Origin of the sequence: Micromonospora sp. U21, from assembly GCF_018070045.1 — a bacterium.
GTDB lineage: Bacteria > Actinomycetota > Actinomycetes > Mycobacteriales > Micromonosporaceae > Micromonospora.
In genome coordinates this window covers 47,335-55,841 of record NZ_JAGPYK010000038.1, presented here as the reverse complement: position 1 = coordinate 55,841, position 8,507 = coordinate 47,335, and the positions used below count along the sequence as shown (strand labels likewise).

The 8,507-nt window shown below is 67.1% G+C and carries 5 protein-coding genes and 2 pseudogenes; 3 read left to right on the top strand and 4 right to left on the bottom strand.

Annotation, left to right across the window (positions count from 1 at the left end; all coding sequences use genetic code 11):
* The 3 genes and pseudogenes from KBX63_RS30860 to KBX63_RS30850 all read left to right on the top strand — a co-directional run.
* Positions 1–1,042, top strand: a 1,042-nt coding sequence (locus KBX63_RS30860; protein WP_210917348.1) for an IS110 family transposase, incomplete at its 5' end; no start/stop codon positions are given.
* A 1,157-nt stretch (positions 1,043–2,199) separates the two neighbouring features.
* Entirely contained in the window at positions 2,200–3,723 is a 1,524-nt protein-coding gene (locus tag KBX63_RS30855) for a hypothetical protein (protein WP_210917345.1), read from the top strand.
* A gap of 120 nt (positions 3,724–3,843) precedes the next feature.
* Positions 3,844–4,692 (top strand): annotated as a pseudogene (locus KBX63_RS30850) (IS5 family transposase).
* 77 nt (positions 4,693–4,769) lie between these two features.
* Here the strand turns inward: KBX63_RS30850 and KBX63_RS30845 are convergent.
* From KBX63_RS30845 to KBX63_RS30830, 4 genes and pseudogenes are all read right to left on the bottom strand, one after another.
* Positions 4,770–5,951: pseudogene (locus KBX63_RS30845) on the bottom strand (IS701 family transposase); the annotation flags it as partial.
* Between the two features lie 370 nt (positions 5,952–6,321).
* Positions 6,322–6,654, bottom strand: coding sequence for a hypothetical protein (locus tag KBX63_RS30840; RefSeq protein WP_210917341.1), 333 nt, complete (start codon positions 6,652–6,654; stop codon positions 6,322–6,324).
* 329 nt (positions 6,655–6,983) lie between these two features.
* Complete coding sequence (locus KBX63_RS36920; protein ID WP_210917340.1) at positions 6,984–7,802, bottom strand: class F sortase; 819 nt, start codon at positions 7,800–7,802, stop codon at positions 6,984–6,986.
* Entirely contained in the window at positions 7,786–8,463 is a 678-nt protein-coding gene (locus KBX63_RS30830; protein WP_210917339.1) for a hypothetical protein, read from the bottom strand. The genes KBX63_RS36920 and KBX63_RS30830 overlap by 17 nt, the downstream gene beginning before the upstream one ends.
* Positions 8,464–8,507: the final 44 nt, after the last annotated feature.

Genomic DNA, 8,507 nt, shown 5'->3' with positions numbered 1-8,507 from the left:
TACGAGTGTTGGTCTGGACGTGCACGCGCGGTCGATCGTGGCCTGCGCTCTGGACACGGTGACCGGGCAGGTGATGCGGCGGCGGCTTGTCCCGTCGGCGGAGGCGGTCCTGGTCTGGCTGCGGGAGTTGCCGGCGCCGGTGGCGGTGGCGTACGAGGCCGGCCCGACCGGGTTCGACCTGGCCCGGCAGTTGGTCGCGGTCGGGGTGCGGTGCGTGGTCGCGGCGCCGTCGAAGCTGCAGCGGCCGGCGGGCGATCGGATCAAGACCGATGCCCGGGATGCGTTGCTGCTGGCCCGGTTGCTGCGGATGGACGAGATCGTGCAGGTCCGGGTTCCCAGCGTCGAACAGGAGGCGGCCCGGGACCTCGTGCGGGCCCGTGAGGATGCCCGGGGTGATCTGATGCGTTGCCGGCACCGGGTGTCCAAGCTGTTGCTGCGTAACGGCATCGTCGACTCCGGTGCTCATCCGTGGAACGGGGTCCACGAGACGTGGCTTCGGGGTCAGCGGTTCGACCAGCGTGGCATCCAGCTCGCGTTCGATACCGACCTGGATGCCATGCTGCTCACCTCGGACCGCCGTGACCGCCTCGATAAGGCCATCATCGAGATGGCCGCCAACGGTGAATACGCCGCCATCGTGCGGCGGCTGGGTTGCCTGCGTGGGGTGTCCACGTTGACCGCGTTCGGGCTGACGGTGGAGGTCGGCGACTGGCATCGGTTCACCGGGGCCACGATCGGCGCTTACCTCGGCCTGGTCCCGACCGAATCGTCGTGCGGGCAGCAACGTACCCAGGGCTCGATCACCAAGGCTGGCAACACTTACGCCCGGCGGCTGCTCGTCGAGGCCGCCTGGCACCACCGCCGCGCCTACCGCAACCCCGGTGCCACAATGCGGGCCCGGTGGAAACTCGCCTCACCCGCGGCCACCGCGCGCGGGAACGCCGGCAATCACCGGCTGCATCAGCGGTGGGAGAACTTCGTCGCCCGGAAGAAGAAAACCGTGATCGCCAACGTCGCCGTCGCTCGCGAGCTGGCCGGATAGTGCTGGTCCCTGGCGGTCCTCGACGACTGACCCAACGCAGCACCCATGAGCAGCCAGGCGGTGCCGGCCGGACGTGGCAGCGCGTGGAGCGAACCCGCGCCAGTACTAAGAGCAGCAACGCTTCGCGGTGCCACGCTCGACTTTCTAGACCAGCGCGACGCTCCAGCCGAACAGCCCGTCCTGCAGGCAACCAACCCGCGTACATCAGTCTGACCGCGCGTCGCAAACGACACGCTCACGACCGACCGCACCGCCTGGCCCACAGCGCAGAACAGCGGCCGGAGCCCTCTTCTCCGGACGCCATCCCCGCCTTCCCTCTTGACAAACTGCTCTACATATCAGTAGGGCAACGGCAGTTATGGCGGGTAGCCGCGTTGGCGGTAGTGGCTGGTGCGGGCTTGGTGTTGGCTGTCTGCCCCGAGGAGGGCTCCGGTTCCCCTGGGCCTCGTGATCGCGGAGAACGGGTGAAGGCATGCCTGCCTGAACCATGGTCATCCGGGACTCGTCACTTTGTCGCCTCACAGACCCGCGGCCGACGCGCGAGGCGGGGCGTGGGTTTCGGGCCGGCTGGCTTCCCGCCCCGGCGCTGTGGCACCGGCGGCGGCTCCGCAGAAGCCGGTTGCCGCGCCCGACCCGCGCCGCGCAGAGCGCCTTGATCCAAGTACAGGACAATTCGGCAACAGATCATGGGTAGCGCTCGGGCCGAGCCTGGCCTGCAAGGCATACCCGCCCCCGGGTCGTCGCCATCCAAAGCCGCCACGGAACCCCTCGGCTCCACCCTGCGCGCTCGGCGGTGAGCACCGTTTGGCGCGCTACGCGTTGCTGCGGGTGACTTTCCCTCATTGAACCCGCGCTGACCTCTCGGCCATCAGGCCGACCGTCAACAAGATCCGCCGCCTGATCAACACTTTTATCATCCGCCCGATCAGCGACCTCGCCCATCGTCTGCGCTGGTCACGGTGGCGGCGCCGCCATCAACCCCAAGCCCGGCGAGCCCACTAAACACGCCCACTCAACCTCGAACTCCAGCCATGATCCAGTCCGGGCGGCTGTCGCATTAGCCCGTACTTGTCACGAATCCGCCGATTTCATACGCATGTAACGGTTGGCACCGTCGCCGTCCGCCTCATCCGGTTTAGCCGCCCACCACCCGCAACGTGGGTTTCACTCACATATGTCCGACAAAAGAAGAAGACAAGACCTACGGTGGTATCGACCGCTACAACCGATTGTGGCCAGGGAAGCCCACCGTGATTGAGCGACCCTGTCTGATCCAAGGAGAGGCAGAGAGCCCGATGCCCAACTACCTTCGCCAAGAGACCCAAAACAGCGCGCCGACGAGCCGGCGCAAGATTTGGCTTGCCACCGGTACGGCGGGCTTGACTAGCGTCGTGGGCCTCTTCGGCGTCCCCGCCGCGAGCGCGGGTGCCGCAGGTGCCGACCGTATTGCGAGCCCGGAGTGGTCCACGGCCGAGCAGGTCGTTGACGACGACGCTCTGGGTCGCGACGACGGTCGGGGCGAGGTTGGCGCGGACAGGGAGGGTCGGGCCGCACGCCACGGCCAGGACGCCAGTGGCGGGGACCCCAGGCACCGTACCGACGCCACGAACGCCAAGGATGTGCCGTGTGACACCGGCGTGCTGATCGAGGAGTTGAACAGGGCCAACAGGGCCAGCGGTGGGGTGTTCAAGCTGGCCCGGAACTGCACCTACGCGTTCGCCGCGCAGAGCACGGCCAAGGTCACCGGGCAGACCGGCAACGGGGGCTTCCCCGTCATCGACAAGCGGATCACGATCCTCGGCGACGGCTCAACATTCTCCGAAGGTTTCCGGATCATTACAGTCAACCCCGGCGGCGAGCTGACGCTGACAGGCGTCACCGTCACGGGCGGCCGGCTGACCGGCCCCCCAGACAACACCGGAGCAGCCGACGGCGGCGGCATTCTGATCCAGCCGGGCGGCCAGGCCGTCATCGAGAACTCCATGATCGTCGGTAACTCGGCTACCGGCAACGGCGGCGGCATCGCCAACTTCGGCGAACTCGAACTTCGCGCCAGCATCGTCGCCGACAACCGTGCCTGCAACGGCGGAGGCATCTACAACGCCGGTGAGATGACCATCGACAACTCGCGCATCAGCCGCAACATTGCTGCTGGCAACTGCCAAGCTGGAGGCAACGGCGGGGGCATCGCCAACGCGGAAGACGGCACCGCCACCATCGCCCACAGCATGATCACCGGCAACAAGGCACGCAACGATGGCGGCGGCATCTCCAACGACGGCAACTCCGCCATGCTGCTCGAGGGCGTCATCATCGGCGGTAACAAGGCCACCAACAACGGCGGCGGCGTCTTCCATGACAGCACCGCCGGGGCCACCATCAGGAACGCCCTCTTCATCAAGAACACCGCCGGCGACAACGGCGGCGGCCTGTTCAACGGCGGGACCCTGGATCTTCCCGACAGCGGGTTCAAGGACAACCACGCCGAACAGGGCGGCGCCATCTACAACGACAACGACGGCGTCCTCGACGTCGACAACAGCACGATCGTCGGCAACGTCGCCAGCGCGACCCGCGGCGCCGGCGGCATCTACAACAACGGAGCCGTCCGCATTGATACGACCATCATCAAGAAGAACGAACCGAGGAACTGCACCAACGTCCCCCACTGCGTCAATTGAAAGAGACTGGCCGATCTTAGAGGCCGCGCAAATAGGTCAGTTGAGCGGTGCTGGTAGCTAAGCGGGCACAGACATCAACGATCATGCAGGTGCTAACGCCGCGTGATCATTGGAGTGTCTGTGCCCGTGTTGCCATCACGGCTGAGTGACCCCCTGTGGGACCAGTTCGCCGCGCTGCTTCCCGATCGGCCGGTCTACGCCCCGACACACCCGCTGGGCTGCCACCGCCGACGCATCGATGACCGGATCGTGTTCAACAAGCTGGTTTAGGTGCTGCGGTTTGGCTGTTCCTACGAGGCGATCGCCGATGCCACCTGCTCGGCCGCCACGATCCGCGGCCGCCGTGACGAGTGGATCGCCGCCGGGGTGATCGCCCAGCTCAAGCAGATCGCGGTGGACGCCTCCGACCGGCTTGTCGGCCTGCTCCTGGACGACATCGCCGTGGACGGCTGTATCACCAAGGCCTCCGGCGGCGGTGAGGTCGCCGGACGGTCCCCAGTCGACCGGGGCAAGCAGGGAATGAAACGCTCATCGATGGTCGACGGCTACGGCCCTTCCGCTCGGCCGGGTCCTGGCCGGCGCGAACCGGCACGACTCGCCGCTGCTGGCCCCCCACTCTCGACCGGCTCGGCGACCTGGGCCCACTCCCCGAGACCCTCACGGTGCACCTCGACGCCGGATATGACTCGGCGGTCACCCGCACGCTGCTGGCCGAACGCGGCCTGACCGGCAAGATTGCTCACAAGGGCGACAAGGCACCAATCCAAGCGAGCCAACGATGGCACGTCGAACGAACGAACGAACAGCTGGCACAACGCGTTCAACCGGCTACAACGCTGCTACGAACGAACCGAGAAGGTCATCGACGCGTTCTTCGACCTCGCCGACCCGATCATTACCGTCCGTAGCCTGATCAGGCGAGCATGGACCCTCTACCGGTGGGACACCCGCCCCACCCGCCGCCCATGATCACCACCATTCTGCGCGAGCCCTTAATCGGGCAGTCCCCCAACCCGCAGGGCCGACGCTGTGGCCTGCGGCCACCGTCAGATCTGAAGTGATGTCCACAACATACAAAGGATCACGCGGTGGCCGCGCCACGTCCACCCCACCAGCGGCGTCTCGAACGGCGGCTGCCGTATACGGCAGCCGTCGTTCGAGATCATGGCTGGAGTTCGAGGTTGAGGCGTCGGGTGTAATGGGCTTGTCGGGCTCGGGCTTGGTGGCGGCGTCGCCACTGTGACCAGCGCAAGATGGTGGGCGAGGTCGCGGATTGGCCGGAGTACGAGGGTGTTGATCAGCCGGCGGATCTCCTTGACGGTGAGCTTGATCAGCCCGGTGTCGGTGGGATCGTCGGGGATCGCGTCGGCGGCGCAGTTCGCCAGGACGGCGAGGGCGGCCAGGGCGAGGGTGGTGAACCGGTGCCAGGAGTCCCGGCGGCGAACCTGGTGTTGGTCGAGGCCGACCTGGCCTTTGGCGGCCTGGAAGCTTTCCTCGACTGTCCAGCGGATGCCCGCGACCCGCACGAGCTGGGCGAGGGTGGCCGGTCTGGGGGTCCAGCAGCGGTAGAAGGCCAGCTCACCGCTGGTGGTGTTGCGGCGGATGAGCAGGCTTTGGTGGCCGCCGTCGTCGGGGGCGGCGTCGGTGCAGACGTCGTCGAGCCAGGCCCAGTCGTAGAAGCGTGGCCCTTTCGACCCGACTCCCGCGTTGTGGCGCTGCCACGCCGAGGCCGGTAGCTCGGCGGCGACCCGGTCAGCCCGAACCCAGGTCTTGCCACCGTCGAGGGGGACCAGGTGACTGCAAGACACGGCCAGGACATAGCCCAGCCGCTGTTCACGCAGGTGGGCGCGGAAGACGCTGCTGTTGCCGTAGGCCTCGTCCGCGGCCGCCCATCCGGCCGGGACGCCGGCGTTGAGGGCTGCGGTGATCATGTCGGCGGCCAGCTCGGGCTTCGTCGAGAACTCAACCTCGTCGGGGACCCCGGCGGCATGGCAGCGGTCCCGGTCGTCAGTCCAGGACACCGCCAGGTAGACCCTGGGGTCGATCAGCGTGTGCCCATGCCGGCTGGCATAGCCGCAGAACACCCCCACCTGCGCGTTCTCGATCCGGCCGGCGGTGCCGATGTACTGGCGTTGCACCCCGACCGAGTGCACACCCTTCTTCAGGTCTCCAGTCTCGTCGACGACCAAGACCGCGTTCGGGTCACCGAAACGGCCCACGACCACGTGACACGTCCGGCTGGATGAGTTGTCGTGCCAGGTAGCCGCTCAGGGCTCAGGCGGGTGGCTCGTAGCGCCGTGGGGATCGGCGGATGCTGGCCGACCGAGCAGGTCTTCCACAGTTCTCTGTGCCACAGTGTCCACGGCACCGCGCACCGCCGGTGTCGCCGGGAGCCGGATCATCCTGCATGGTGAGCATCAGAAGTACGACAAAGAAGAGGCCAGCGGCACGCCACGGGAAACCGTGACCGCCGCTGGCGCTCCTGGCCAGGACGCAACGGTGGGATGCCACCGAGCGCGTTGCCGGCATGCTGGCCCACCGGCGAGCCGCACGAGCGGCCCCGTTGATGCCGGCACCCTCGAGCGACTCGAGCAGCTCCTAGTCCTCCACGTCCACGTCCACGTCGATGTCGCGGATACAGACGATGATGGTGTTGGGCTGAGTTCTGTTCTCGTTCGTCGCGTCAACCGTCACGGACTGCTCGAAGGTGACTTCGCTGTCCTCGATGTCGTTGTCGCTAATGATGTTGGCGGCGATCAGCTCGTTGAGCTGCTCGTTGGTCGCGCAGACGAATCCGTTGCGGTCCGTCGCCTTGGACTCCCCGTACTCCCCGTCGGACGCGGCGAGTGCGGCGGCGGGCGCACTGAGCAGCAGTGCGGCGCTGCCCAGCACCACCCCGCCGGCGAGCTTGGTCAGAAACTTCTTCGACATGCCCCTCATCCCTTCTGGTCGGCTCCGGAAGACGAGCCACCACGAACATAAGAGAGCTTCATGTTAGTTCGGAGCGCTTTGCGGGTTTTTGAGGCGAACATGCCTTCGGCTGCTATAAGAGGTCCTAACAAAGCTCGGGCAACGTGTCGGACGCGATGACGCGAGGAAGGCTTCCTGGACATCGCCGCCGCGTTTCCGCCGGATATGTTTGGGCAGCAACGGCTCGATGCGCTGCCACAGCCCGTCCGGCACGATCCACGGCGGCTGCGCACACGCATCGCGGCCCTCCCTCGCAGCTCACCACCGACGAGGGACAGGGAGCCAAGAGGTCATAGCACCAGCGTCGCGAACACCACGATGTTGTCCTTGTACGACCTGGTTGCCTTGTCGTAGTTGCCACCACAGGTGATCACCCGGAGCTGCGCCTTGCCGGTGTGACCGTAGACCTGCTTCAGCGGGAGCTTGGTTTTCGGGTAGCGGGCCACGCCGTCGACGATGAATCGAGCCTTCTTGCCATCCTTGCGGAGCAACTCGATGGTGTCTTTCGGTTTCAGCGCGCCCAGGCGGAAGAAGACCGCTCGCCCGGTGGCGCGTGAGTCGACGTGGCCCACCACCACCGCGGTCCCGGTCTCGCCGGGACTCGGTCCCAGCTTGTACCACCCGGCCGTACCGGGCTGGTTGAACGGCGGGACCGCGATCTGCTGGTTCCGGTCCAGCCCGAGCGGAGTCGTCGGCGCATCAACGCCGATCCGCGGGATCCTGATGCGGGTGGGTTGCGATCGCGGCATCCCGGCCAACGTCGGTAAGGGAGACGGGCTGGTCGCGGCGGACCTGGAATTGTTCTCGAGGCGGCCGCGAGCACTACCCGCCTCGCCGTGGGTCGCCCCGGTGGTCGGCGACGCGTTGGCTCTGCTCGGCGTCGGATCTGGTGTGGTGGGTTCGTTCGCCAACGGTGACAGCAGGGACAGCGGTGCGGCGGCGGGGTCGGGCTGTGGTGGCGGTCCGACCGGATCGGAGGCCGTGGCCGCGTGCACGATCAATCCTGCTCCGGTGAGCGTGACGAGGACGACCATGACGAGGCCAGCGGCACGCCACGGGAAACCGTGGCGGCCGCTGGCGCTCCTGGCCGCCCTAGGCGACAGTGCCATTGGCCGACCGCCGACGCAGCAGTGCGATGCCACCGAGCACGCCCACGCCCATCATGCCGGCACCGGCCGCCGTCAGAACCCCGGTGTTGGTGTCGGAGAACGCGCCACCGTCACCGGCCGCGACGCCGGCCGTGCTCGGGAGCACCCAGGCTCCGTCCGGACCCGCGTACGCGCCGCCAGCCGCGGCGGTGTTGCCGGCAGGCTGGCCCCCCGGCGACCCAGCGGGGCCGAGACTGGCCTCGACCATCCTGAGGAGGTCGCCGAGCAGGTCGGTCTCCACGTCCACCTCCACCTCGAGGTCGCGGATGCAGACCACGATGGTGTTGGGCTGGGTTCTGGTGTCGTTCGTCGCCGACTGAGCGGCGCTCAGGTTGAAGGTGACGACGCTGTCCTCGATGGTGTTGTCCTTGACGACATTGGAGATGTTCTGCTCGTTGATCTGCCTGGTGGTCGCGCAGGTGACCCCGTTCCCGTCCCTGTCCTTCAGGTCGAATGTCTTGGGCTTGTCGTCTGACTTCTTCGATTTCTGCCCCTGGGTCGAGGCCTTCGGCTGCTTGGTTGGCCCGTCGTCGGGCGCGGCGAGCGCGGTGGCGGGCGCGGCGAGCAGTAGCGCGGCGCTGCCCAACACCATTCCGCCGGCGAGCTTGGTCAAGAACCTCATCGACATGTTCCTCATTCCCTTCTGGTCGGCTCAGGAGGACGAGC

Bases quoted from the DNA above. Each gene is read 5' to 3' on its own strand.
- KBX63_RS36920 (WP_210917340.1), bottom strand. From the start codon at position 7,802: ATGGCACTGTCGCCTAGGGCGGCCAGGAGCGCCAGCGGCCGCCACGGT.
- KBX63_RS30840 (WP_210917341.1), bottom strand. From the start codon at position 6,654: ATGTCGAAGAAGTTTCTGACCAAGCTCGCCGGCGGGGTGGTGCTGGGC.
- KBX63_RS30830 (WP_210917339.1), bottom strand. From the start codon at position 8,463: ATGAGGTTCTTGACCAAGCTCGCCGGCGGAATGGTGTTGGGCAGCGCC.